The 23354-nt window shown below is 72.5% G+C and carries 20 protein-coding genes; 6 read left to right on the top strand and 14 right to left on the bottom strand.

The window, feature by feature from the left end; translation table 11 throughout:
• Positions 1-259: 259 nt before the first annotated feature.
• Both ACH4SP_RS29850 and ACH4SP_RS29845 read right to left on the bottom strand, forming a co-directional pair.
• Positions 260-1129, bottom strand: a complete 870-nt coding sequence (locus ACH4SP_RS29850; RefSeq protein WP_398419302.1) for an alpha/beta fold hydrolase — start codon at positions 1127-1129, stop codon at positions 260-262.
• Positions 1130-1772: 643 nt separating this feature from the next.
• Complete coding sequence (locus tag ACH4SP_RS29845; protein ID WP_398419301.1) at positions 1773-2465, bottom strand: metal-dependent transcriptional regulator; 693 nt, start codon at positions 2463-2465, stop codon at positions 1773-1775.
• Positions 2466-2709: 244 nt separating this feature from the next.
• Here ACH4SP_RS29845 and ACH4SP_RS29840 point away from each other — a divergent pair, with 244 nt between their 5' ends.
• Entirely contained in the window at positions 2710-3465 is a 756-nt protein-coding gene (locus ACH4SP_RS29840) for an SIS domain-containing protein (RefSeq protein WP_398419299.1), read from the top strand.
• A 48-nt stretch (positions 3466-3513) separates the two neighbouring features.
• On the opposite strand, the gene ACH4SP_RS29835 is transcribed toward ACH4SP_RS29840, so the two are convergent.
• Both ACH4SP_RS29835 and ACH4SP_RS29830 read right to left on the bottom strand, forming a co-directional pair.
• A complete protein-coding gene (locus ACH4SP_RS29835) occupies positions 3514-4686 on the bottom strand; it encodes a sensor histidine kinase (protein WP_398419297.1) in 1173 nt (390 codons plus the stop codon).
• A complete protein-coding gene (locus ACH4SP_RS29830) occupies positions 4683-5441 on the bottom strand; it encodes a response regulator transcription factor (RefSeq protein ID WP_398419295.1) in 759 nt (252 codons plus the stop codon). Before ACH4SP_RS29830 ends, ACH4SP_RS29835 begins: the two co-directional genes overlap by 4 nt.
• A gap of 89 nt (positions 5442-5530) precedes the next feature.
• Here ACH4SP_RS29830 and ACH4SP_RS29825 point away from each other — a divergent pair, with 89 nt between their 5' ends.
• From ACH4SP_RS29825 to ACH4SP_RS29810, 4 genes are read left to right on the top strand one after another with little or no spacing between them, the layout of a single operon-like run.
• The gene (locus ACH4SP_RS29825; RefSeq protein WP_398419293.1) at positions 5531-6067 is read left to right on the top strand and encodes a hypothetical protein; all 537 of its coding nucleotides are present in this window, start codon (positions 5531-5533) and stop codon (positions 6065-6067) included.
• Complete coding sequence (locus tag ACH4SP_RS29820; protein ID WP_398419291.1) at positions 6064-7134, top strand: peptidoglycan-binding protein; 1071 nt, start codon at positions 6064-6066, stop codon at positions 7132-7134. The genes ACH4SP_RS29825 and ACH4SP_RS29820 overlap by 4 nt, the downstream gene beginning before the upstream one ends.
• Positions 7131-7925 carry an ABC transporter ATP-binding protein gene (locus ACH4SP_RS29815; protein WP_398419290.1) on the top strand — a complete coding sequence of 265 codons (795 nt, stop codon included), beginning with the start codon at positions 7131-7133 and terminating at the stop codon, positions 7923-7925. Before ACH4SP_RS29820 ends, ACH4SP_RS29815 begins: the two co-directional genes overlap by 4 nt.
• Positions 7922-9133 (top strand): ABC transporter permease, encoded by a 1212-nt coding sequence (locus tag ACH4SP_RS29810; RefSeq protein ID WP_398419288.1) that lies wholly within the window; start codon positions 7922-7924, stop codon positions 9131-9133. The genes ACH4SP_RS29815 and ACH4SP_RS29810 overlap by 4 nt, the downstream gene beginning before the upstream one ends.
• 104 nt (positions 9134-9237) lie before the next feature.
• Here the strand turns inward: ACH4SP_RS29810 and ACH4SP_RS29805 are convergent, their stop codons facing one another.
• Complete coding sequence (locus tag ACH4SP_RS29805; protein ID WP_398419286.1) at positions 9238-10596, bottom strand: PAS domain-containing protein; 1359 nt, start codon at positions 10594-10596, stop codon at positions 9238-9240.
• Between the two features lie 352 nt (positions 10597-10948).
• Positions 10949-11575 carry a pyridoxamine 5'-phosphate oxidase gene (gene pdxH / locus ACH4SP_RS29800; RefSeq protein ID WP_398419759.1) on the bottom strand — a complete coding sequence of 209 codons (627 nt, stop codon included), beginning with the start codon at positions 11573-11575 and terminating at the stop codon, positions 10949-10951.
• A 311-nt stretch (positions 11576-11886) separates the two neighbouring features.
• On the opposite strand from pdxH, the gene ACH4SP_RS29795 reads away from it, so the two are divergent.
• Positions 11887-12987: a citrate synthase 2 gene (locus tag ACH4SP_RS29795; protein ID WP_398419285.1), complete on the top strand. Its 1101-nt coding sequence runs from the start codon at positions 11887-11889 to the stop codon at positions 12985-12987.
• A 44-nt stretch (positions 12988-13031) separates the two neighbouring features.
• Here ACH4SP_RS29795 and ACH4SP_RS29790 read toward each other — a convergent pair whose 3' ends face one another.
• The 8 genes from ACH4SP_RS29790 to ACH4SP_RS29755 all read right to left on the bottom strand — a co-directional run bounded on the left by ACH4SP_RS29790 (position 13032) and on the right by ACH4SP_RS29755 (position 23330).
• A complete protein-coding gene (locus tag ACH4SP_RS29790) occupies positions 13032-13631 on the bottom strand; it encodes a TetR/AcrR family transcriptional regulator (protein ID WP_398419283.1) in 600 nt (199 codons plus the stop codon).
• On the bottom strand, positions 13619-14362 hold the full coding sequence (locus ACH4SP_RS29785) for an enoyl-CoA hydratase family protein (RefSeq protein ID WP_398419282.1): 744 nt from the start codon (positions 14360-14362) through the stop codon (positions 13619-13621). The genes ACH4SP_RS29790 and ACH4SP_RS29785 overlap by 13 nt, the downstream gene beginning before the upstream one ends.
• Positions 14359-15933, bottom strand: a complete 1575-nt coding sequence (locus ACH4SP_RS29780) for an AMP-binding protein (protein ID WP_398419280.1) — start codon at positions 15931-15933, stop codon at positions 14359-14361. The genes ACH4SP_RS29785 and ACH4SP_RS29780 overlap by 4 nt, the downstream gene beginning before the upstream one ends.
• Before the next feature lie 83 nt (positions 15934-16016).
• Positions 16017-17180 (bottom strand): acyl-CoA dehydrogenase family protein, encoded by a 1164-nt coding sequence (locus tag ACH4SP_RS29775; RefSeq protein ID WP_398419278.1) that lies wholly within the window; start codon positions 17178-17180, stop codon positions 16017-16019.
• Positions 17177-19090 (bottom strand): acetyl/propionyl/methylcrotonyl-CoA carboxylase subunit alpha, encoded by a 1914-nt coding sequence (locus tag ACH4SP_RS29770; RefSeq protein ID WP_398419276.1) that lies wholly within the window; start codon positions 19088-19090, stop codon positions 17177-17179. Before ACH4SP_RS29770 ends, ACH4SP_RS29775 begins: the two co-directional genes overlap by 4 nt.
• Positions 19091-19115: 25 nt before the next feature.
• Positions 19116-20714 (bottom strand): acyl-CoA carboxylase subunit beta, encoded by a 1599-nt coding sequence (locus ACH4SP_RS29765; protein WP_398419274.1) that lies wholly within the window; start codon positions 20712-20714, stop codon positions 19116-19118.
• Positions 20715-20736: 22 nt separating this feature from the next.
• Entirely contained in the window at positions 20737-22539 is a 1803-nt protein-coding gene (locus ACH4SP_RS29760; RefSeq protein WP_398419272.1) for an acyclic terpene utilization AtuA family protein, read from the bottom strand.
• Positions 22536-23330: a TIGR03084 family metal-binding protein gene (locus tag ACH4SP_RS29755; protein WP_398419270.1), complete on the bottom strand. Its 795-nt coding sequence runs from the start codon at positions 23328-23330 to the stop codon at positions 22536-22538. The genes ACH4SP_RS29760 and ACH4SP_RS29755 overlap by 4 nt, the downstream gene beginning before the upstream one ends.
• Between the last annotated feature and the right edge of the window lie 24 nt (positions 23331-23354).

The raw sequence follows: 23354 nt of genomic DNA, 5'->3' as shown, positions 1-23354 counted from the left end.
CGGGCCGGTGGGGGGCTGGCGTTGCCTGCGGCGCCGGTGGTCATTGCGCGGGTGCGTCGTGGCTGATCGCGCAGTTCCCCGCGCCCCTAAAAGCCTGCCCCCTACCCCCCTAGCCCTCTTGGGCAGCGGGGCCGCCCCCCGGGGGCAGTGGGGTCTCCCCTGCTCCTTAAGAGCTTGGGGAAGGGTGGGCAAGGGGGCGGCCCCCCCACCGCGGCACGCCCCCTCCGCGACCGCACGCACGCCACCGCCGCCCCGCCGCTTACCGTGCCGAGGCCACCGTTTCCTCCAGAAACGGTTCGATCGCCTCCCGCCACCCCTCCGGCTGGTCGTAGTGCACCAGGTGCCCCGCGTCCGCCACCTCCGCGTAGCGCCCCCGTGGCAGCACCCGCACCATCTCCTGCGCCTCCGCCCTGCCCAGCTCCCCGTCCAGCCCGCGGACGACCAGCGTCGGGCACTGGACCTGGGACAGCTCGTCCCAGTGCGCGTCGTACACCCAGGTCTCCCGGGACTCCAGCATCTGGCGGCGGGAGAAGACCGGGCGCCAGCCGTCCGACCGTTCCGCCATCACTTCGGCGAAGAACTCGCCGCGGGCCGGCGAGGGCCGCTCCACCCAGGGGTCGTCCTCGCCGAACCACTTCCGTACGTCCGCGAGCGTCGCGAACGGCACCGGCCACGCCCTGAACCAGTCGCCCCACTCCCGCTGGGAGGCCGCCCCGAGGGCCGAGGCCCGCATGTCGCAGACGACCAGGGCGCGGACCAGGTCCGGTCGTTTGGCGGCGAGCTGCCAGGCCGTCAGGGCGCCCATCGAGTGCCCGATCAGGGTCACCGGGGCCAGACCGAGCTGCTCGACCGCAGCCTCCGCGTCGGCCACGTACGCATCGCGGGTGAAGGGGCCGTCCGAGGGTTTCTCGCTGCGTCCGTGACCCCGCTGGTCGAGAGCGACGGCCCGCTGCCGCTCGGAGAGCCAGCGCGCCGTGGCCGCCCAGTGCGAGGAGCGGCCCATCAGTCCGTGCAGCAATAAGACGCCGGGGACCTGCTCGGGTTCGCCGCCGTCCTTCGGCGGGTCGGCGAACTCCCAGGCGGCGAGGCGTACGCCGTCGGCTCCGGTCACGTCGATGCGCCGCACCATATGGCCTGGCACCCCCTTCTACTTCCGGTTCCGGGTGGTCGTCCCTGCCTTGATCCGGGTCTCGTCCCGGGTCCTGTCTCCGGCCTTGTTCGGGCCTGTCGTGTCCTGCCCACCAAGTTATCGAACTTGCATTCGAAAGTGTGGGTCCAGCACCCAAGACCCCTCTTTCGAGTGACAGTGCTCAAGGATTGCCTCGCGCTGCCGAGGGGAGATCTTCTGCGGGAGGCGGGCCGCTCGGGGAAGACGGTCCGCGGGGGTTGACCTTGAGAGCTCGGGGCTCCAGGTCAGCACAGGGGAGGACAGGCCCCGGCGCCTCAGGGCGCCGGGGCCCTCCTTGTGCGGTACGTAGTGCGGTACGTACGACGGGCGCATTCCCCGCCTCCTCCCCGGCCGTGCGACGGGCCCGGTCGGCAGTTCTCATTCACGTCCTGTGCCCCGGTTCATGTGCCGCAGACACAGCGTGGCACGCGATCCGTCCGGCCGCTGGGATTCCACCACGAAAGCGGGTCCCAACTCCCGTCACTCCAGGCCCGGTTGACCTTCCGGCCCCGCAGTGAGCGGACGCCGACGGCCGGTGTCAGAGCCTGGTGGCCAGAGCTTGACGTCAGCACCTGGCGCCAGAGCTTGACGTCGGCATCTGGTGTCAGCGCTTGGCGACGAAGACGTGCGACGCCGTCTCCGCGTCCAGCTCGGCCGCCTCGCCGCTGCTGCCGACCAGCACCCCGCCGGGCGACTCGGTCACACTGACCACCGAGCCGGGCTGCACGCCCGCCCTGCGCAGCGTGTACATCAGCTGGGCGTCGGTCTGGATGGGCTCGCCGATCCGCCGTACGACGACGGTCTTGCCCTCGGGACCCGGCACCAGGTCGGAGAGGCTGACCATGCCCTCGTCGAGGAACGGATCGGCCTCGGACTTCTCGCCCAGCTCCTCCAGGCCCGGGATCGGGTTTCCGTACGGCGACTCGGTCGGGTGGCGGAGCAGCTCCAGGACGCGGCGCTCGACCGCCTCGCTCATCACGTGCTCCCAGCGGCAGGCCTCGGCGTGCACCTGCTCCCACTCCAGGCCGATCACGTCGACGAGCAGGCACTCGGCGAGGCGGTGCTTGCGCATCACGCGCGTGGCGAGACGGCGGCCCTCCTCGGTGAACTCCAGGTGCCGGTCGCCCGCGACCGTCACCAGGCCGTCGCGCTCCATGCGCGCCACCGTCTGGCTGACCGTCGGCCCGCTCTGGTCCAGGCGCTCGGCGATACGGGCGCGCATGGGGACGACGCCCTCCTCCTCAAGCTCAAGGATGGTGCGGAGATACATCTCCGTGGTGTCGATCAGTCCGGACATGTGTGCCCCTCGATGCTGTGACAGAAAATCGTCGTGCGCTGGCTCGTCGTCGCTGAGAGGCGCCCGACGGATTTCCGCAGACGCCCCGGCCCGGTACCAATTCTGACGCATCGCACTGACAACCGTGCCGGACCGGGGCGCGGCCGTATTGACAGGCCCCAGGTCCAGACCGCAACGTGATCCGCGGCGCGGTCGGCATCCCCGTCCGCTACCCTCGGTAACCCCCCGGAAAGGCCCCTCTGCGATGAGCGAGAACAAACTGGCCGGTCAGTTCTTCGACGCCGCGATCGAGCTGCTCCATCGCGTACGGAACGAGGAGGCGGACTCCGTCGCGGCGGCGGGCACCGCCATCGCCGACACCGTGGCCGCCGGGGGCCGGCTCTTCGTATTCGGCGCGGGCCACTCCTCGCTCGCCGCCCAGGACGTCGTCTACCGGGCGGGCGGACTCGCCCTGATGAACCTCCTCGCCGTCCCCGGGGTCGTCGGCATCGACGTCATGCCCGCCACCCTCGGCTCCGCCCTGGAGCGCGTCGACGGCCTCGCGGGTGCCGTCCTCGACAGCAGCCCCGCCAAGTCCGGTGACGTACTCGTCGTGATCTCCCTGTCGGGGCGCAACGCGCTCCCCGTGGAGATGGCGATGAACGCGCGGGCCCTGGGCCTGAAGGTCATCGGAGTGACGTCCGTGGCGTACGCGCAGGGCACCAGGTCCCGCCACAAGTCGGGCAGCTTCCTCAAGGACCACTGCGACATCGTGCTGGACAGCAAGATCGCGGTCGGTGACGCCGAGCTCACCGCCGAAGGCATCGACGCCCCCTTCGCCCCCGCGTCGACGGTGGTCACCACGGCCCTGATGCAGGCGGTCATGGCGGCGGCGGCCGGTGAGCTCGTGGACCGCGGTATCGAACCGCCGCTGCTGCGTTCGGGCAACGTCGACGGCGGGCACGAGTGGAACGGCCGGGTGATGAGCGAGTACGGCGACCGGATCTTCTTCCGGCACTGAGCGCCTGCGCGAACCGCCACTGAGCACGTGCGCGGAGAGGGCTGCGCGTCAGAAGGCCACGCGTACCGTCAGTCCGCCCTCCGGGTTCGCCCGCGCGGTGGCCTTCGCACCGTGCGCGCGGGCGATCGACGCCACGATGGACAGACCGAGACCGGCCCCCTCGCCCGGCGCGTGGCGCCGTTCCCGCGCCCGCCGGAACGGCTCGAAGAGACGGGGCACGGCGGCCGGGTCGACGGCAGGGCCGGTGTTGGACACCTCCAGTACGCCGTCGCCGGACAGCCGGACGCGGACCGTACCGGCCGGGTGGTTGTAGCGCAGGGCGTTGCCCAGCAGGTTCTGGACGAGGTGACCGAGCAGCACCTCGTCACCCGTCACCTCTTTGAGGCGGAGGTCCGTGGTGACGGTGATGCCGTCGGGTACGGGGGTGCGTTCCAGAACTCCGGTGACGACGTCCCGCAGCGCACACGGCTCCCGGTGGCGCAGCCCCTGCTCCGAGACGGACAACAGCAACAGCCCTTCGATCAACTGCTCGCTGTCGTCGGCGACTTCGATCAGTTTGGTACGGATGCGGGCGACGCGGTCCGCATCCGGCTCCCCCGCGAGGCCGATCTCGGCGGCGGCGCGCTGCACCGCCAGGGGGGTGCGCAGCTCGTGGGCGGCGTTGGCCGCGAACCGCTGCTGCGCGGAGACGAGTTGCTCGATGCGGTCGAGCATCCCGTCGAAGGTGTCGGCGAGCTGCTTCAGTTCGCCGCCCGCGGGGGCCTTCAGGGCGATCCGTTCGCGCAGGTTGTCGCCGGAGAGCCGCCGTGCGGTCGCCGTGATCACGCCGACCGGCCGCAGCACCCGGCCGGCCAGCCACCAGGCCAGCGCGACCGACAGCACGCTGAAGACGGCGAGGGCGGCCCCGGAGACGGTCAGCATCCGGCCCAGGGCGGCGTCCTCGGCCGCCTTGCTGGCCTGCTGGGTCACCACGCGCAGGGCCGCCGACTTCGTCGTGGGGGACGCCAGCGGGAGCGCGGGAACAGCGCGGGCGGGTTCGAGGGTGGCCCACGCGCCGTCGTCCACGGGCATGCGCTGCATTGGGACCGCCGTGGTCACCGCGCTGGTGATGGTCGAGCCGAGGCCCTCCCGCACGAGGAAGTACACCAGCCCGGTGAGCAGGGCACCGGCCAGCACCAGCAGACCTCCGTACAGGGCGGTGAGCCGGGCGCGCTCGCTCATGCGCCGTGCCCCGGGCCGGTGGCGCCTGTACCTGTACCTGTACCTGTACCTGTGACGGTGCCTGTACGTGTGTCCGAGCCCGTACCCGTGCCCGTGGTGTTCGTGACGCGGTAGCCGACGCCCGGCACGGTCTCCACCACCGCGGGCGTGCCCAGCTTGGCGCGCAGCTTGCTGAGGGTCACCCGTACCGCGTTGGTGCGGTAGCTGGTGTCCTCCTCCCACACCTGCTCTATGAGGTCGTCGCCGCTGACCACCGCCCCCTGGGCCCGCAGCAGCGCCTCCAGCACGGCGAACTCCTTGCGGGACAGGAGGAGGTGGCGGCCGTCCCGTGCGGCCTGTCTGCGGGCCGTGTCCAGGACGATCCCGGCGCACTCGATCACCGGCGGGAGGGCGGGGCGCGCGCGGCGGCCCAGCGCCAGCACGCGCGCGAGGATCTCGTCGTACGCGAAGGGCTTGGTGAGGTAGTCGTCCGCGCCGAGCCCGAGGCCGTCGACGCGGTCGCGCACGGTCCCCGACGCGGTCAGCATCAGCACCCGGGTGAGCAGCCGCTGCTCGACGACCCGGCGGCACACGTCGTCGCCGTGCAGGCCCGGCAGGTCACGGTCGAGGACCAGCACGTCGTACTCGCCGAACTGAAGCTTGCGCAGGGCCTGGAGCCCGTCGCGGGCGACATCGACCGCGAGGGCGGCCCTCCGCAGCCCTTCCGCCACCATCTCCGCGAGGAATTCCTCGTCCTCCACCACCAGCACACGCATCCGCCCTTCCTATCCGACCCGCACCTTTCCTCGCTGTAAGGACCAGGGTTACGAGAAACGAAAGGCGGGACCGCGGCACGCTCCCGGCCATGACCATCCGTAGGAGCACTTCCTTCCTGGCCATGGGACTCACCTCCCTCGCCGTCCTCGCCACCGCCTGCGCGGGCTCCGCCGACAAGGGCGGGGCCGACGCCGCGGACAGGCCCGACAGCGTGAAGTCGGACTCCGCCGCCGGGTCCGGCGGCGGCACCACCTCCAAGAACAGCGACGACAAGGCGGTCAAGCACCGCCAGTGCCTGCGCGAGCACGGGCTGAAGGTGCCCGACCCCAAGCCCGGCGAGAGCGGCGTCGGCATCACCCTCGGGGAGGGCGCGCCCAAGGACACCCTCGACAAGGCGATGAAGGCCTGCGCCGGTACGTCACCCGGCGGCCCGGCCGGCGGCAGGATGACCCAGGCCGACAAGGACAAGGGCATCAAGCACGCCCAATGCATGCGCAAGAACGGCTTCAACATGCCCGACCCGGACTACGAGGGCGGCAGCATGCGCGCGATGAAGATCCCCAAGGGCGAGGAGCTGAAGAAGTTCGAGAAGGCCTCCAAGGCGTGCGCGGGGATCTACCGGTGAGGCGCGGCACGAAGGTCGGCGTCGCGGCCGTCGCGGTGCTCGCCGTGGTGGGCGGCGGGGTCGCCCTCAGCACCGTGCGGGCCTCCGGCAAGAGCGAGGCCGGCAGCGGCCGCACCGGACTGCCGCCCGCCACCGCGGCCGTGGAGCGCGGCGACCTCAGCGACTCCACCCAGGTCGAGGGCGTCCTCGGGCACGCGGGCACCCACAAGGTCAACGCGGGCGCCACGGGCACCCTCACCTGGTCGCCGTCCGTCGGCTCCACCGTGCGGCGCGACGGCCGCCTCTATGAGGTGAACGGGAAGCCCGTGCGCCTGATGTACGGGGCGGGGCCCATGTACCGGGTCATGAAGCCCGGCGACGAGGGCCCGGACGTGAAGCAGCTGGAGCGGAACCTCCAGGCGCTGGGGTTCGCGCCCGGTCTCGCCGTCGACGAGAAGTACACGAAGGGCACCGCCGACGCCGTGCGCAGGTGGCAGGAGTCCCACGACCTCAAAGAGACGGGCACGGTCGGCCCCGACCAGATCGCTTTCGCACCGGGCGCCGTACGGGTCAAGGACAGGCCCGCGGCGGCCGGCGACCAGGTCGGTCCCGGGCGGCAGGTGCTCACCACGACCGGGTCGGAACGCATCGTGTCGTTCCACCTGGAGGTCTCGATGAGCACTCTGGCCAAGGAGGGCACCAAGGTGACGGTGAACCTGCCGGACGGCTCCACCGCGCCCGGCCGGATCTCCTCCGTGGGCAAGACAGCCGCGCCCGGCGACGACCCCACCGACAAGACGCCCAAGGTGTCCCTCACGGTCGCCTTCGACGCCCCCGACAAGGTGCGGGCGGTCGACCAGGCGCCGGTCACCGTGAACCTCACCGGCGAGACCCGTACGGGCGTCCTGACCGTCCCCGTGAACGCGCTGCTCGCGCACCCGAAGGGCGGGTTCGGCGTGCAGGTGGTGTCGGGCGGCTCCGTACGGGACGTACGGGTGGAGCTCGGCATGTTCGGGCAGGGCGGCCGAGTCGAGATCAGCGGGGGCGCCCTGCGCGAGGGCATGAAGGTGGGCGTGCCCAAGATATGAGCGCATCCCCTGCCCCCGAAGCCGTGGGGCTGCCGGACGCTCCCGCGAGCGTCGCCGTCGCCGCCCCGTCGGGATCCCCTCCCGCGGCCGTCGTCGAGCTGGCCGGTGTCACCAAGGAGTATCCGGGCGGTGTCGCCGCCCTGCGCGGGATCGACCTGCGGGTCCACGAGGGCGAACTCCTGGGCATCGTCGGCCCGTCCGGTTCCGGCAAGTCGACGCTGCTGCACATCGTCGGCACCCTGGACCGCCCGTCCGCCGGTACGGTCGCCATCGCCGGGCACGACATCGCCGCCCTGTCCGACCGGAAGCTCTCCTCTTTGAGGGCGCGCCACGTGGGCTTCGTCTTCCAGTCGTTCCACCTGGTGCCGGGCGTCAGCGCCCGGGACAACGTCGCGGAGGGTCTGCTCTACTCCGGCCTGCCCCGTGCCGTACGGCGCAGGCGGGCGGCGGAGGCGCTGGCCAGGGTCGGTCTGGCCGACCGGATGGGCCACCGCCCGCACGAACTGTCCGGCGGGCAGAAGCAGCGTGTGGCGATCGCCCGCGCGGTCGTCGGCCGGCCCGCCCTGCTGCTCGCCGACGAACCGACCGGAGCGCTGGACTCCGAGTCGGGGGAGGCGGTCATGGCGCTGCTGCACGAACTCAACTCGGAAGGCGCCACGATCGCCGTCATCACGCACGACACGGAGATCGCGGAGAGCCTGCCCCGGCAGGTCCGGCTCCGGGACGGCCGCATCACGGCCGACACCGGAGCCGACCGCGACACGGCCGGCCCGGGAGGTGGTCCCCGATGACCGCCCGTCGCTCCCCCGCCCGGCTCGGTCCCGCCCGGCTCGGTCCCCGTGACGTCCTGCACGTCGGTTCCGCCGGGCTGCGCAGCCGCCCCGTGCGGGTCGTGCTGTCCGCGCTGGGCATCGCCATCGGGATCGCCACGATGATCGCCGTGGTCGGCATCTCCGCGTCCAGCAAGGCCCAACTGATGCGACAGCTCGACCAGTTGGGTACGAACATGCTGGTCGCGACGCCCGGTGAGTCCATGTTCAGCGGTGCGAAGGTCACCCTTCCGGAGTCCGCGACCGGCATGGTCGGCCGCATCGAAGGCGTCGAGGACGTCGGCGCCACGGGCCTCCTCAAAGAGAGCGTGCGGCGCAGCGAGAAGATCCCCGAGGACGAGACCGGCGGCATCAGTGTCCAGGCGGCCACCGAGGGCCTGCTGAAGACGCTGCGCGGCTCCGTCGCCTCCGGCCGCTGGCTCAACGCGGCCTCCGGCCGCTACCCGGCCGTCGTCCTCGGTCATGTCGCCGCCGAACGCCTCGGCATCGCGACGCCCGGCTCCCAGGTGTGGATCGGCGGCCGGCACTTCACCGTCACCGGCATCCTCGCCCCGCTGCCGCTGGCACCCGAGGTCGAGCGTTCGGCCCTGACCGGCTGGGAGGGCGCGAAGAAGCACCTGGGCTTCGACGGCCACCCGACCTCGCTGTACGAGCGCTCCACGGACGCCTCCGTACCGCAGGTGCGGTCGCTGATGGCACCGACGATCGACCCGAAGAGCCCGGAGAACGTCCTGATCACGGACCCGTCCACGGCCCTGCGCACCAAGGCGGCCACCGAGGGCGCGTTCAACGGGCTGCTGCTGGGGCTCGGCGGGATCGCCCTGCTCGTGGGCGGTGTCGGGGTCGCCAACACCATGATCATCTCGGTGTTGGAGCGGCGTTACGAGATCGGCCTGCGCCGCTCCATGGGCGCGACCAGGGGCCAGATCCGCATCCAGTTCGTCACGGAGTCCCTGATGCTGTCCGCGCTCGGCGGACTGGTCGGCATCGCTCTGGGGGCCGCCGCGACGGGTGTCTACGCGGCGCTCGGCCCGATGCCCTGGGTGGTGCCGATGTGGGCGGTCGGCGGCGGCTTCGGCGCGACCCTCGCCATCGGCACCGTCGCGGGCCTCTACCCGGCGGTGCGGGCGGCAAGGCTGTCGCCGACGCTGGCGCTGCACGCGGCGTGACCCCGGTGCGGCGGCGCGCACCGTACCGCCGCACCACCCCCCGTACAGGGGCGGGCGACGAAATCCCCCCTCCTCGCCCGCCCCCTCCCCTTTGCTCCGCTCTCCTAGCCGCTGTCGCGCACCGTCTGCGCCAGGTCCACCGAAGCCGCCACCCGTACCGCGATGCTCTCCGCGTACGTCGCGTCCGGGCGCTCGAAGGCGGGGCGGCTCGCACCGCGCAGGAAGGTCACCGTGCCCAGGGTGCGGCCCCGGCTGCGCAGCACCGTACAGAGCGCGTGGACGGCGTCCGCGGGCCACTGGCGGTCGGCGGCCCAGACCACGGCGTCGGCGCGAGCGCCCGCACTCGCCCGCACCGCACCGGTCCGCTCCAGCGCCTGGAGGGCGGGGTGGCCCTCCCCGTAACGCACCGGAATGCCCGCCTCCGCGTTCTCCTGGAGGCAGGGTCCCGGCTCTCCGGCGGGCGTGGCGGCGGCCCGTACGAGACGGTCGCCCGCGAGTACGTCGACGAGCGCGTGGTCGGCGAACCCGGCGAGACCGAAGTCCAGATAGGCCGCCGCGGCCTCCATGGGGTCCTCGCACTCTGCGGCGGCCCTGGCCGCCCGGTGCAGCTGGTTGCCCCTGAACCGCAGCCTGGCGGCGTCCTGTTCGGCGGTCTTGGCGTCGGTGACGTCCTGGAAGAGCCAGCCCACGCCCAGCGGCACCGGCTCCTCCGCGAGGGGCGAGGCCAGCCGCAGGAAGCCGCTGCGCCAGCAGCGCCGCCGCTCCCCCTCCGCGGTGCGCAGCGTCACCCACAGGTCGACGGGGGCCGGTGGGGTGCCCTCGGCAAGTACGTACTGGAGGGCGCCCTCCAGCTCGTCGACGCCCTGGACGACGGTCTCGCCGAGCGGGCGGCCCAGCAGCGTGGTGCGGCCGCCGCCTAGGGCGCGGGCGGCGTGCACGTTGACGACGGTGGGGCGCAGGTCGACGTCGACGAGGACCACGCCCCACGACGCGTCCTCAAAGAGGACCTCGCTGAGCGCGATGGCCCGTTCCAGGTCGATCTGCGCGTGCACCTCGCCGAACGCGCTGTAGACCCCGGCCGCCCTGCCGTCCGTGCCGGTGACCGCTGCCGACTGCGTCCGTACCAGGACCCGGCCGCCGTCCTTGCGCAGCAGCGCGAACTCGTGGACCTGCCGGCCGCCGCCGCGCATGGCCGCCATCAGCCGCCCCTGCACCTCGTCGGCGTCGGCGGTGCGCACCGCCCAGCCCGCCAGACCGCGCCTGCCCACCGCGTCGGCGGCGCTCCAGCCGAGGATCCGCTCGGCCTCGCGGTTCCAGTGGGTGACGACGCCGTCGGCGTCGAAGGCGCAGAGGGCCGCGTCCATGCCGTCCAGAAGCGCGGTGAGAAGGTCGGCCCCCGACCCCGACCCCGCTCCCGCCACCGGCTCAGGCTCGGCGGTCCCACTGCTCAGAGAAGCACTCACCCGGCACCCCCCACAGGTGTTCGCCCGTGCTGCACGTTCGGATCATTCAACTCCAACGTGACCCAGCCCACACGGAGTTCGGCGAAATCGAAGGGCCCCGTTAATTCGGTTGAGGTGCCCGGAGGGGGCTCCTAGTGTGAGGCCCACGCTGAAAGGAGGTGATTCGGAAGTGATTTCTTTCCGGACTCGTGAGGTGACTGCGGGCTAGTTGCCCGTCGTCGCACTCAGTGCGGTGCCGGCGCAGCCGGTTCCAATCCAAGCAGTCACCGCCCCGCGGGCTCGCCGGTACGTCCGGCCGGCCCCCTCTCCGGAGGGGACCAGAGCCCGCGGGGTTTCTGCGTTGAGGACCCGCTCAAGGGTTCAGCCGCTCCACCGACCAGCCCCCTTCGTCCGTCCTGGCATATCGCAGCCGGTCGTGCAGTCGGTTCTCGTGTCCCTGCCAGAACTCCACCGTCTCCGGCACGACCAGGTAGCCGCCCCAGTGCGGCGGCACCGGCACCTTCTCGCCCTCGGGGTAGCGCGCCTCCAGGTCGGCATACGAGGCGGTCAGCGCGTCGCGCGAGGCGACGACCCGGGACTGGTCGCTCGCCCAGGCGCCGAGCTGCGAGCCGTGCGGGCGGGTGCGGAAGTACGCGGCCGTCTCGGCGCGGGAGACGCGGGCGGCGGTGCCGGTGACGATGACCTGGCGGGCGATCTGGTGCCAGGGGAAGAGCAGCGAGACGTGCGGGTTCGCGGCCAGTTCGCCGCCCTTGCGGGACTGGTAGTTGGTGAAGAAGACGAAGCCCCTCTCGTCGTACGCCTTCAGCAGCACCGTCCGCGTGCTGGGGCGGCCGTCGGGGGTGGCCGTGGCGACGACCATGGCGTTCGGCTCGTGCAGCCCGCCGTCGACGGCCTGTCGGAACCAGCGGGCGAACTGGTCCATGGGGGCGGGCGCCAGCGCGCCCTCGGCGAGCACTTCGGAGCGGTACTGCTCGCGCATGGCGGCGGGGTCGACGTCGGGCCCGCCGGCTTCGGGATCTGTGTTCGGCACGGGGCCATCCTGCCGCAGGCCCCGTGGCGGCCCGGCAGGGAGGGTGGCGGGAGCGCAGCCGCAGTGTTCCCCTCCTCAACTCCCGCTAATCCTCTCGGAAGTGGGTCGGGCAGTGTGCCTGTTCTCACGCTTCCCCGCATCGGTGGAACCCGCCAAAATCCCCGGTGGGGAGCCTGTCGCTTCTCTACAGCAGGGGTATCGTTCCTGCCTCCCGTCGCTTGCCGCACACGCCTTGCGTGCACATCTTGAGGAGCCGCCTGATGTCCGACTTCGTACCCGGACTTGAGGGAGTCGTCGCGTTCGAGACGGAGATCGCCGAACCGGACAAGGAGGGCGGCGCCCTTCGCTACCGGGGCGTCGACATCGAGGACCTCGTCGGGCACGTCTCCTTCGGGAACGTCTGGGGCCTGCTGGTCGACGGCGCGTTCAACCCGGGCCTGCCGCCCGCCGAGCCGTTCCCGATCCCGGTGCACTCCGGTGACATCCGGGTCGACGTGCAGTCGGCGCTGGCGATGCTCGCCCCCGTGTGGGGTCTGAAACCGCTCCTGGACATCGACGAGGCCACCGCTCGCGACGACCTCGCGCGGGCCGCCGTGATGGCGCTCTCGTACGTCGCCCAGTCGGCGCGCGGGCAGGGCCGGCCGATGGTGCCGCAGAGCGAGATCGACAAGGCGGACTCGGTGGTCGAGCGGTTCATGATCCGCTGGCGCGGCGAGCCGGACCCCAAGCACGTCAAGGCGGTCGACGCCTACTGGACGTCGGCGGCCGAGCACGGCATGAACGCCTCCACCTTCACCGCCCGCGTCATCGCCTCCACCGGCGCGGACGTCGCCGCCGCCCTCTCCGGTGCGGTGGGCGCCATGTCGGGCCCGCTGCACGGCGGCGCCCCCTCCCGCGTACTGGGCATGATCGAGGAGATCGAGCGCACCGGGGACGCGCGCGCGTTCGTCCGCAAGGCCCTCGACAAGGGCGAGCGCCTGATGGGCTTCGGTCACCGCGTGTACCGCGCCGAGGACCCGCGGGCCCGGGTCCTGCGCCGTACGGCCAGGGAGCTGGCCGCGCCGCGCTTCGAGGTCGCCGAGGCCCTGGAGAAGGCGGCCCTTGAGGAGCTGCACGCGCGCAGGCCCGACCGGGTGCTGGCGACGAACGTGGAGTTCTGGGCGGCGATCGTGCTGGACTTCGCGGAGGTCCCGGCGCACATGTTCACGTCGATGTTCACCTGTGCCCGTACGGCAGGCTGGTCGGCGCACATCCTGGAGCAGAAGCGCACGGGCCGCCTCGTCCGTCCGTCCGCGCGGTACGTGGGCCCGGGCAGCCGGAACCCGCGCGAGGTGTCCGGCTTCGAGGACATCGCGGGCTGACCGAGCACTACGACGGTAAGGGGCGCCCTCCGGGAGGGCGCCCCTTACCCGTGCTCGCCCAGCGCCCTCTCCAGCAGCTCCGACCACTGCGCCACCACCCGGTCCCGCCGTACGGCGTCGTCGGTGAGGAGATTGGCGAGTCCGAGTCCGCGGGCCATGTCGAGGAAGCCCTGGACGATCTCGCGCACGCCGGGGCGGGACTCGTCGGCGTGCAGCAGCTCGACGGCCATGCGGTGGGTCTCTCGGCCGACCCTGGCCTCCAACTCAGTGACCCGTGCGCGCAGTTGATCCTCGTTGGAGGCGGCCACCCACAGGTGCAGGGCCGCCCGGAACAGCGGCCCCGTGTACAGGTCGACCATCGCGCCGACGACTGCGGCCACGTGGTGGCCGGGAAGTGCGCGCAGCGCGGTGGAGCGTTCCTCGGCGACGTACTCGACGGCGGCGGTGAAGAGGTCCTCGCGGGTCGGGAAGTGGTGCTGGGCGGCGCCCCGCGACACCCCGGCCCTCTCCGCGACGACGGACACCGTGGAGCCCGCCCAGCCACGTTCGGCGAGGCAGGCCACGGCGGCCTCCAGCAGGCGCTGCCGGGTAGCACGGCTGCGGTCCTGCTTTGGGCCTGTCCGGGGGCCGGTCACAACAGCCATGCGGGGTCCCGTCGTTCGAGGTGTGCGGTGACGCCCTCGCGTGCCTCGGCGGACGCGAACAGCGCTGCCGAGCGTTGTACCAGGTCCTCCGCATCACGGTCGAAGGCGGCCCTGACCTCGGCCGTCAGAAGCCGCTTGGATTCCGCGAGGCCCTGCGGGGAGGCCCTGCGCAGTGCGTCAAGCACGGGTGCGAGCGCGGCGTCCACGTCGGGTGCCGTCGCGGTGAGCAGCCCGATGTCCCGGGCGCGCGGCCCGTCGAAGACCTCCCCGGTGAGGAAGTACCGGGACGCGGCGCGGGGGTCCAGCCGGGGCAGCAGGGGGATCGAGATGACGGCGGGCGCGACCCCGATCCGTACCTCCGAGAAGGCGAAGTCGGACGTCTCGGTGGCGAACGCCATGTCGCACACCCCGAGCAGCCCGAGCCCGCCCGCGCGCGCGTGCCCGTCGACGCGTGCGAGGACGGGCTTGGGCAGTTCGGCGATCTGCCGCAGCACCTCGACGAAGGCGTACGGGCTCGCGGGCACCTTGAGGTCGGCGCCCGCGCTGAAGGTGTTGCCGGTGTGGGCGAGCACGACCGCCCGCACCGAGGGGTCCTTGCCGCACCGCAGCAGCGCCCGCCCCAACTCGTCGACGAGGGACGCCGAGAGGGCGTTGCGGTTCGCCGGCGAGTCGAGGGTGAGGGTGGTGATGCCGCGCTCGTGGGTGGTGGGGACCAGGGCCTGCCGTGTCATGCACGTTCCCTTTCTCGCAGCTCCCGCCGCAGGATCTTGCCGGAGGCCGCCCGGGGCACTCCGGCGACGAATTCGACGCGGCGCACCTTCTTGTACGGTGCGACGCGCTCGGCGACGTATGCCATGACGTCCGCCTCTTTGAGGTCGTGGGCGTGCGCCTGCCGTACGACGAAGGCCTTGGGGACCTCGTTGTTGTCCTCGTCGTACACCCCGATCACGGCGGCGTCCGCGATGCCCTCATGGGTCAGCAGGAGCGCTTCGAGTTCGGCGGGTGCGACCTGGAAGCCCTTGTACTTGATCAGTTCCTTGACGCGGTCGACCACGTAGAGCCAGCCGTCGGCGTCGACCCGGCCGATGTCGCCGGTGTGCACCCAGTCGTCCGCGTCGATCATCGCGGCGGTGTCCTCGGGGCGCCCGAGGTAGCCCTTCATCCGCTGCGGCCCGCGGATGGCGATCTCGCCCTCCTCGCCGACCCCCAGGTCCTTGCCGGGGGTCTCCAGGGACAGGATCCGCATCTCGGTGCGCGGGACGAGCTTGCCGACGGTGCCCGGGGGCGGGTTCTCGGCGCTCAGCGGCACCAGGTGCGTCCCCGGGGAGAGTTCGGTCATCCCGTACGCCTGGAGGACCGTCGGGAGCCCCAGGCGGGCCGCACAGGCCTGCGCGAGGTCCGCGTCGAGGGGCGCGGCCGCGCTGACGATGTACTCCAGCGACGACAGGTCGTACTGGGCGACGGCGGGGTGCTTGGCCAGTGCGAGGACGATCGGCGGGGCGACGTACAGGGCGGTGATGCGCTGGTCCTGGACGGTCCGCAGGAACTGGTCCAGTTCGAAGCGGGGCAGGGTGACGACGGTCGCGCCGTGCGACAGGGGCTGATTGATCAGCGCCATCTGCCCGTAGATGTGGAAGAACGGGAGCACCGCCAGCAGCCGGTCGCCGGGCTTCATCGGGATGAACGGGTTCAGCTGGGCGATGTTGGTGGCGATGGAGTGGTGGGTGAGCATCACTCCCTTGGGGACACCGGTGGTGCCGGACGAGTACGGGAGCACCGCGACGTCCTCGCGGGGGTCGATGTCGATCTGCGGCTCGGGGTCCGCGCAGGTGAGCAGGTCGAGTACGGAGCGGTGGCCCGGCGCGCTGTCGCAGACGAGGATCTCCCGCACTCCGCCGACGATCTCGGCGGCCCTGCGGGCGGTCCCCAGGAGCGGCGAGACGGTGACGATCCAGCGGGCCGACGAGTCGCGGAGCTGTTTGGCGAACTCCTCGGCGGTGGACAGCGGATGCACGGTGGTGACGGACGCCCCCGCACGCGTGGCGGCGAAGAACACCGCCGGGTAGGCGATCGTGTTGGGGCTGTGCAGGGCGAGCACGTCGCCCTTGCGCAGCCCGGACGCGGCCAGCGCGGCGGCGATCCTGCGGTGGTACGTGTCGAGCTGGGCGTACGTGAGGGTGGTGCCGTTCGTCCCGTCGACGAGCGCGGGGGCGTCGCCGTACTGGGCGGCGTGTCCGAGGACCGCCTCGTGGATGGGCAGTTCTACGTCGGGTACATCGGCGTACTCGCTGTGGAACACCATGGTGACGGTCCCCTTCGGCGCGGTGTCGGCGACGCTGTTGCGGCGGCGTGGTGCAACGGTGCGGACGGACAGAGTCGCGCGGACTAGTACGACTTGGGGAGACCCAGGGACTGATGGGAAACGTAATTCAGGATCATCTCGCGGCTGACCGGGGCGATCCGGGCCACCCGTGAGGCCACTATCAAAGAGGCGAGGCCGTACTCGCGGGTGAGGCCGTTTCCGCCGAGGGTGTGCACGGCCTGGTCGACGGTCTTCACACAGGCCTCGGCCGCCGCGTACTTCGCCATGTTCGCGGCCTCTCCCGCACCCGTGTCGTCGCCCGCGTCGTACAGGGCGGCGGCCTTGAGCATCATGAGGCGGGCGAGCTCGATCTCGATGTGCGCCTGTGCGAGGGGGTGGGCGAGGGCCTGGTGGGCGCCGATGGGCGTCTTCCAGACCGTGCGCTCCTTGGCGTACTGGACGGCCCTGGCGAGGGCGTAACGGCCCATGCCGAGGGCGAACGCGGCGGTCATGACGCGCTCGGGGTTGAGGCCGGCGAAGAGCTGGAGGAGGCCCGCGTCCTCGTCGCCGACGAGGGCCTCGGCGGGGAGGCGCACGTCGTCGAGGACGAGCTCGAACTGCTTCTCCGGGGCCTGGAGTTCCATGTCGATCTTCGAGCGCCGGAAGCCGGGGGCCTCGCGCGGGACGATGAACAGGCAGGGCTTCAGGCTGCCCGTCCTCGCGTCCTCGGTGCGGCCGACGATGAGGGTGGCGTCGGCGATGTCGACGCCTGACACGAACACCTTGCGGCCGTTGAGGATCCAGCCGTCGCCGTCCCTGCGGGCGGTGGTGGTGATGCGGTGGGAGTTGGACCCGGCGTCGGGTTCGGTGATGCCGAAGGCCATGGTGAGGCGGCCGTCGGCGAGGCCGGGCAGCCACTTGGCCTTCTGGGCCTCGGTGCCGAAGCGGGCGATGACGGTGCCGCAGATGGCGGGCGAGACGATCATCATGAGGAGCGGGCAGCCGGCCGCCCCCAACTCCTCGAGGACGATGGAGAGTTCGGTGATGCCGCCGCCTCCGCCGCCGTACTCCTCGGGGAGGTTGACGCCGAGGTAGCCGAGCTTGGCGGCCTCCGCCCACAGCTCCTGGGGATGGCCTTCGGCGGCGACGACACCGGTGAGGTAGTCGCGCCCGTAGCGCTTGCCGAGTGCGGCGACGGCGGCGCGGAGCGCCTGGTGCTCTTCGGTCTCGACAACGGTGGTGTTCATGCTTCCGGTTCCTCCTGTGCTTCCTGTGCTTCCTGTACGACGGCGAGCAGGGCGCCGACCTCGACCTGGCGGCCGGGGGCGACGTGGAGCGCGGTGAGCGTGCCGGAGGCGGGAGCGGAGACGCGGTGCTCCATCTTCATGGCCTCCAGCCACAACAGGGGCTGCCCCGCGACCACCCGGGAGCCCTCCGCGAGCCCTTCGGCGATGCGGACGACCGTGCCCGGCATGGGGGCGAGCAGGGAGCCGGGGGCGGTGCGGGCGGTGGGGTCGGGGAAACGGGGGTCGGGGGTGAGGGCGTGGGATCCCGTGGGGGTGTCGACGTACACCCGGTCCCCGTGCACCTCTATGAGGAAGCGCTTCCGTACGCCCGCCACTTCGAGGGTGACGCGGTCGGGGGCGACGGAGACCACCCGGTCCACTCCCTCGGCGTCCCAGCCGTCGCGGTCGCGCCGGTAGCGCACCTCGTGGCCGCTGTACGACTTGGTCTGCGGCTGCGAGGGAACGTTGCGCCAGCCGCCCCCGAACCGGCTGCCCCTGCGGGCGGCGTCCGCGAGGGCCGCGGCGACGGCGGCCAGTTCCTCGCCCGGCTGCTCCTCGGTCAGTGCCGCGAGGTGGCGGTCGTAGAACCCGGTGTCCTGATGTCCTGACATGAAATCGGGGTGGCGCAGCGACGCCACGAGGAGGTCCCGGTTGGTGACGGGGCCGTGCACCCGGGCGCGTACGAGCGCACGGGCGAGCTTGCGGACGGCCTCCGCCCGCGTCGGCGCCCGCGCGACGACCTTGGCGAGCATCGGGTCGTAGTGGATGCCGACGGTGTCGCCGCCGACGTACCCCGTGTCGAGGCGCAGCCCCGGCTCCTCGGGGATCTCCAGGGCGTGCAGCGGGCCGGTCTGTGGCTGCCAGTCCTGCGCCGGGTCCTCGGCGTACAGGCGGGCCTCCACGGCGTGCCCGGACGGGGCGGGCGGCTCGGCGGGAAGGGGCTCCCCCTCCGCGATCCGGATCTGGAGGGCGACCAGGTCGACGCCGAACACGGCCTCGGTGACGGGGTGTTCGACCTGGAGGCGGGTGTTCATCTCCAGGAAGTACGCGCGTCCTTCCGTGTCGACGAGGAACTCGACCGTGCCGGCGCCGACGTACCCGACGGCCCGTGCGGCGGCGGTCGCCGCGGCGTGGAGGGACGTACGGAGACCGTCGGGCAGGCCGGGTGCCGGGGCCTCCTCGATCACCTTCTGGTGGCGGCGCTGGAGCGAGCAGTCGCGGGTGCCGAGCGCCCATACGGTGCCGTGCGTGTCGGCGAGGACCTGCACCTCTATGTGGCGTCCTCGCTCGACGTACGGCTCGGCGAAGACCTCGCCGTCGCCGAAGGCGGACCGGGCCTCGGCCGCGGCTGCCGTCAACTCGTCCTCAAGATGCGCGAGTTCCCGTACGACGCGCATGCCGCGTCCGCCGCCGCCCGCCGCCGCTTTGAGGAGCAGGGGCAGATCGGCCTCGGTGGCGGTCGCGGGGTCGACGGGGGCGAGGAGCGGCACCCCGGCCTTCGCCATCAGGTCCTTGGCGCGGGTCTTGGACGCCATGGCCTCGATGGCCTCGGGCGGCGGTCCGATCCAGGTGAGGCCGGCGCCCTGGACCGCGCGGGCGAAGTCGGCGTTCTCGGAGAGGAAGCCGTACCCGGGGTGCACGGCGTCCGCGCCGGCGGCGAGGGCGGCCTTCACGACGAGTTCGCCGCGCAGGTAGGTGTCGGCGGGCGCCGCGCCCGGGAGGCGCACCGCGGCGTCGGCGGTGCGCGTGTGGAGGGCGTCGGCGTCCGGGTCGGAGTGCACGGCGACGGTGGAGACGCCGAGCTCCGCGCACGTACGGAAGACGCGGCAGGCGATTTCGCCGCGGTTGGCGACGAGCAGGGAAGTGATCACTTGGTTCTCCGGGGTCACGGGGCTCTCACATCCGGAAGACGCCGAAGCCGCCGCGCACGCCCTCGACGGGGGCCGTGTGGATCGCGGACAGGCACAGGCCGAGGACGGTGCGGGTGTCGCGCGGGTCGATGACCCCGTCGTCGTACAGCCGCCCGGACAGGAACATCGGCAGGGACTCCGACTCGATCTGCTGCTCCACCATGGCGCGCAGCCCCGCGTCGGCCTCGTCGTCGTACGGCTGCCCCTTCGCCGCGGCCGATGCCCTGGCGACGATCGAAAGGACGCCTGCGAGCTGCTGGGGCCCCATCACGGCGGACTTGGCGCTGGGCCAGGCGAACAGGAAGCGCGGGTCGTAGGCGCGCCCGCACATGCCGTAGTGCCCGGCCCCGTACGAGGCGCCGATCAGGACGGACAGGTGCGGGACCCTGGAGTTCGAGACGGCGTTGATCATCATCGCGCCGTGCTTGATGATGCCGCCCTGTTCGTACTCCTTGCCGACCATGTAGCCGGTGGTGTTGTGCAGGAAGACCAGCGGGATGTCGCGCTGGTTGGCGAGCTGGATGAACTGGGCGGCCTTCTGCGACTCCGCGCTGAACAGCACCCCTTGGGCGTTGGCGAGGATGCCGACGGGATAGCCGTGCAGGGTGGCCCAGCCGGTGGTCAGGCTCGGCCCGTACAGCGGTTTGAACTCGTCGAAGTCGGAGCCGTCGACGAGGCGGGCGATCACTTCGCGCGGGTCGAAGGGCGTCTTGAGGTCGCCGGGGACGATCCCGGCCAGCTCCTCCGTGTCGTACTTGGGCGGCTCCGCCTCAAGAGGGTCCGCCTGCGCCTTGCGCCAGTTGAGGCGGGCGACGATCCGGCGGGCCTGCCGCAGGGCGTCCGGCTCGTCCACCGCATAGTGGTCGGCGAGCCCCGACACCCGTGCGTGCATCTCGGCGCCGCCCAGGGACTCGTCGTCGCTCTCCTCGCCGGTGGCCATCTTCACCAGGGGCGGGCCGCCGAGGAAGACCTTCGACCGCTCCTTGATCATCACGGTGTGGTCGGACATGCCGGGGACGTACGCCCCGCCGGCCGTGGAGTTCCCGAAGACGACGGCGATCGTGGGGATGCCTGCCGCCGAGAGCCGGGTGATGTCGCGGAAGAGCGCCCCGCCCGGAATGAAGATCTCCTTCTGGGAGGGCAGGTCGGCGCCGCCCGACTCGACCAGGCTGATGCACGGCAGCCGGTTCTCGTACGCGATCTGGTTGGCGCGCAGGGCCTTCTTGAGGGTCCACGGGTTGGAGGCGCCGCCGCGCACGGTGGGGTCGTTGGCGGTGATCAGGCACTCGACGCCCTCGACGACGCCGATGCCGGTGACCATGGACGCGCCCACGGGATAGTCGCTGCCCCATGCGGCGAGCGGCGACAGTTCCAGGAACGGGGTGTCGGGGTCGAGCAGCAGCTCGATGCGCTCCCGGGCGAGCAGCTTGCCGCGCTTCCGGTGCCGGGCGACGTACTTCTCGCCGCCGCCCGCGAGGGCTTTCGCGTGCGCCTCTTTGAGGTCGTCGAGCTTGTCGAGCATGGCGGTGCGGTGGGCGGCGTACTCGGGGCTCGTGGGGTCGAGCGAGGAGGCGAGCACGGTCACAGCAGAACCTCCGGTATCGCGGTCACAGGAGAACCTCCGGTATGTCGAGGTGGCGCGAGCGCAGCCACTCGCCGACCGCCTTGGCCTGCGGGTCGAAGCGGGCCTGGGCGGCGACGCCCTCCCCGAGGAGTCCCTCGACGGTGAAGTTGAGGGCGCGCAGGTGGGGCAGGACGGTGCGGGTCACGGTCAGGTCGGCTGTTTCGGGCAGCAGCTGACGCAGCCGCGCCACCGTCAGCTCGTGGGCGAGCCACCGCCACGCGTCGTCGGTGCGCACCCACACGCCCACGTTGGCGTCGCCGCCCTTGTCCCCGCTGCGGGCACCCGCGACGAGGCCGAGAGGGGCGCGGCGGACGCATCGCCGGGGCAGCGGTTCCGGAAGAGCGGGATCCGGTACGGGGGCGAGGGGCCTGGTCCGTACGGGCGCGGGGATCCGCCGGGTGCCGCCGTCGGGCAGCACCGCCGTGTGGGGCACGCCGGCCGCGTCCACGTGACGGGCCTCGAAGACGCCGTACGGCGCGCCCTTCCCCGGCGGGGCCGTGACGTGGAAGCCGGGGTAGCTGCCGAGGGCCAGCTCCACGGCCGCCCCGCTGACGGCACGGCCGACGGTCTCGGCGTCCGGGTCGCGGACGACGAGCCGCAGCAGGGCGCTCGCGCACTCCTCGGTGTCGGCGTCCTCGCGGTCGGTCCTGGCCAGGGTCCACCGCACCTCCGCCGGACGCCTCTTGGCGGCTCCGATGGCGTCCTCGACCTGCTCCCGCACCAGCTCCGCCTTCTCGTCGGCGTCGAGCCCGGTGAGCACGAACACGACCTCGTTGCGCCAGCCGCCGAGCCGGGTGAGCCCCGCCTTGAGGGTGGGCGGCGGCTCCTCGCCCCGTACGCCGGTGATGCGCACCCGGTCGGGGGCCTCCTGCTCCAGCCGTACGGTGTCGAGCCGGGCGGTGACGTCGGGGCCCGCGTAGCGCGCGCCGCCCGTCTCATAGAGGAGCTGGGCGGTGACGGTGCCGGTGTCGACGACGCCGCCCGTGCCGGGGTGCTTGGTGATGACGGACGAGCCGTCGGCACGGATCTCCGCGAGGGGGAAGCCGGGGCGGCGCACGTCGTGGGCGCCGAAGAAGGAGTAGTTGCCACCGGTGGCCTGGGTGCCGCACTCCAGGACGTGCCCGGCGACGACCGCACCCGCCAGTTCGTCGTACGCCTCGGGGCCCCAGCCGAACCAGTGCGCGGCGGGACCGGTCACCAGGGCGGCGTCCGTGACCCGGCCGGTGACGACGACGTCCGCGCCGGCGTCGAGACAGGCGGTGATGCCGGCGCCGCCGAGGTAGGCGTTGGCGGTGAGCGTCCCGTCCGGCCACCGGTGGTCGGGCTGACCGTTTCCGATCAGGTCGTCCCCCTGTACGTGACCGACCTTGACCGGTATCCCTAACCGCCCGGCCAACTCCCGCACTGCGGTGGCGAGTCCGGCGGGGTGGAGCCCGCCCGCGTTGGCGACGATCTTCACGCCCTTGTCGTGGGCGAGCCCGAGGCCGTCCTCCAGCTGCCGCAGGAAGGTCTTGGCGTAGCCCTTGGAGGGGCCCTTCAGGCGGTCGCGGCCGAGGATCAGCATGGTCAGCTCGGCGAGGTAGTCCCCGGTGAGGACGTCGAGTTCGCCGCCGGTGAGCATCTCGCGCACGGCGTCGAAGCGGTCGCCGTAGAAGCCGGAGGCATTGCCGATGCGGAGGACTTCGGGACGGACGGGGACTTCGGGGCGAGCGGGGACTTCGGGGCGGTCCGGGACTTCGGGGCGAGCGGGGACTTCGGGGCGGTCCGGGCCGGGGAAGCCCGTCATGCCGCCCCGCCCTTCGGCCTGCGCCCTTCGCCCGCAGGGCCCGCGAAGGCCTGGGCGATGTCCAGCCAGCGGTCCGCGTCGGCGCCCTCCGCGCGCAGGGCGAGGTCGTCGCGGTGGGCGCGCTGGGTGGTCAGGAGGCAGAAGTCCAGGGCGGGCCCGGTCACGCGCTGGGCGGCGTCCTCGGGCCCGTACGCCCAGAGCTCCCCGCCCGGCCCGGTCAGCTCCACGCGGAACTGCTCGACGGGCGCGGGCAGCCCCCGCACGAAGAAGGCGTAGTCGCGGGCCCGTGCCCCGATCCGGGCGACCTGCCGCAGCCGGGCGGTCGGCACGCGCCGCACCCCCAGGGTGTCGGCGACGTCCTGGCCGTGCGCCCAGGTCTCCATGAGGCGGGCGGTGGCCATCGAGGCGACGCTCATCGGCGGCCCGTACCAGGGGTAGCGGGTGCCGGCCGGAGCGAGCTTGAGCACCTGCCACAGCCGGTCGCGGCCGGTCCGCCAGCGGGCCAGCAGCTCGGCGGGCGGGAGCAGGGCGCCCGCGTCGGCGCCGTCGTCGACGAAGCCTTCGGGGTTCGCCTCCGCCTTGGCCGCCTCGGCACCGAACGCCTCCGGGTCGGTCGCCGCCAGCAGGGCCGCGGCGTCGGTCCAGGCGAGGTGGGCGATCTGGTGGGCGAGGGTCCAGCGGGCGGCGGGGGTGGGCAGACGCCACTGGGCATCCGCCAAGTCCGCCACGAAGCTGTCGAGTTCGGCGCTCTCGTCGTGCAAGTCCTGCAGTACGGCGTCGAGTTCGGACACGTTGCGCTCCCATCGGGGCGTGGC

The sequence above is a fragment of the Streptomyces sp. NPDC021093 genome (assembly GCF_044333135.1).
Lineage (GTDB): Bacteria > Actinomycetota > Actinomycetes > Streptomycetales > Streptomycetaceae > Streptomyces.
The sequence above is the reverse complement of the archived record's forward strand: the minus strand, read 5'-3'. Positions and strand labels throughout refer to the sequence as shown.

What these genes read in the sequence shown, in the direction of transcription:
- ACH4SP_RS29835 (WP_398419297.1), bottom strand. Translation starts at nt 4,686, where the DNA reads ATGAGCGAGCGCGCCCGGCTCACCGCCCTGTACGGAGGTCTGCTGGTG.
- ACH4SP_RS29795 (WP_398419285.1), top strand. Translation starts at nt 11,887, where the DNA reads ATGTCCGACTTCGTACCCGGACTTGAGGGAGTCGTCGCGTTCGAGACG.
- ACH4SP_RS29790 (WP_398419283.1), bottom strand. Translation starts at nt 13,631, where the DNA reads ATGGCTGTTGTGACCGGCCCCCGGACAGGCCCAAAGCAGGACCGCAGC.
- ACH4SP_RS29850 (WP_398419302.1), bottom strand. Translation starts at nt 1,129, where the DNA reads ATGGTGCGGCGCATCGACGTGACCGGAGCCGACGGCGTACGCCTCGCC.
- pdxH (WP_398419759.1), bottom strand. Translation starts at nt 11,575, where the DNA reads ATGCGCGAGCAGTACCGCTCCGAAGTGCTCGCCGAGGGCGCGCTGGCG.
- ACH4SP_RS29810 (WP_398419288.1), top strand. Translation starts at nt 7,922, where the DNA reads ATGACCGCCCGTCGCTCCCCCGCCCGGCTCGGTCCCGCCCGGCTCGGT.
- ACH4SP_RS29840 (WP_398419299.1), top strand. Translation starts at nt 2,710, where the DNA reads ATGAGCGAGAACAAACTGGCCGGTCAGTTCTTCGACGCCGCGATCGAG.
- ACH4SP_RS29845 (WP_398419301.1), bottom strand. Translation starts at nt 2,465, where the DNA reads ATGTCCGGACTGATCGACACCACGGAGATGTATCTCCGCACCATCCTT.
- ACH4SP_RS29815 (WP_398419290.1), top strand. Translation starts at nt 7,131, where the DNA reads ATGAGCGCATCCCCTGCCCCCGAAGCCGTGGGGCTGCCGGACGCTCCC.
- ACH4SP_RS29825 (WP_398419293.1), top strand. Translation starts at nt 5,531, where the DNA reads ATGACCATCCGTAGGAGCACTTCCTTCCTGGCCATGGGACTCACCTCC.
- ACH4SP_RS29785 (WP_398419282.1), bottom strand. Translation starts at nt 14,362, where the DNA reads ATGACACGGCAGGCCCTGGTCCCCACCACCCACGAGCGCGGCATCACC.
- ACH4SP_RS29830 (WP_398419295.1), bottom strand. Translation starts at nt 5,441, where the DNA reads ATGCGTGTGCTGGTGGTGGAGGACGAGGAATTCCTCGCGGAGATGGTG.
- ACH4SP_RS29775 (WP_398419278.1), bottom strand. Translation starts at nt 17,180, where the DNA reads ATGAACACCACCGTTGTCGAGACCGAAGAGCACCAGGCGCTCCGCGCC.
- ACH4SP_RS29760 (WP_398419272.1), bottom strand. Translation starts at nt 22,539, where the DNA reads ATGACGGGCTTCCCCGGCCCGGACCGCCCCGAAGTCCCCGCTCGCCCC.
- ACH4SP_RS29780 (WP_398419280.1), bottom strand. Translation starts at nt 15,933, where the DNA reads ATGGTGTTCCACAGCGAGTACGCCGATGTACCCGACGTAGAACTGCCC.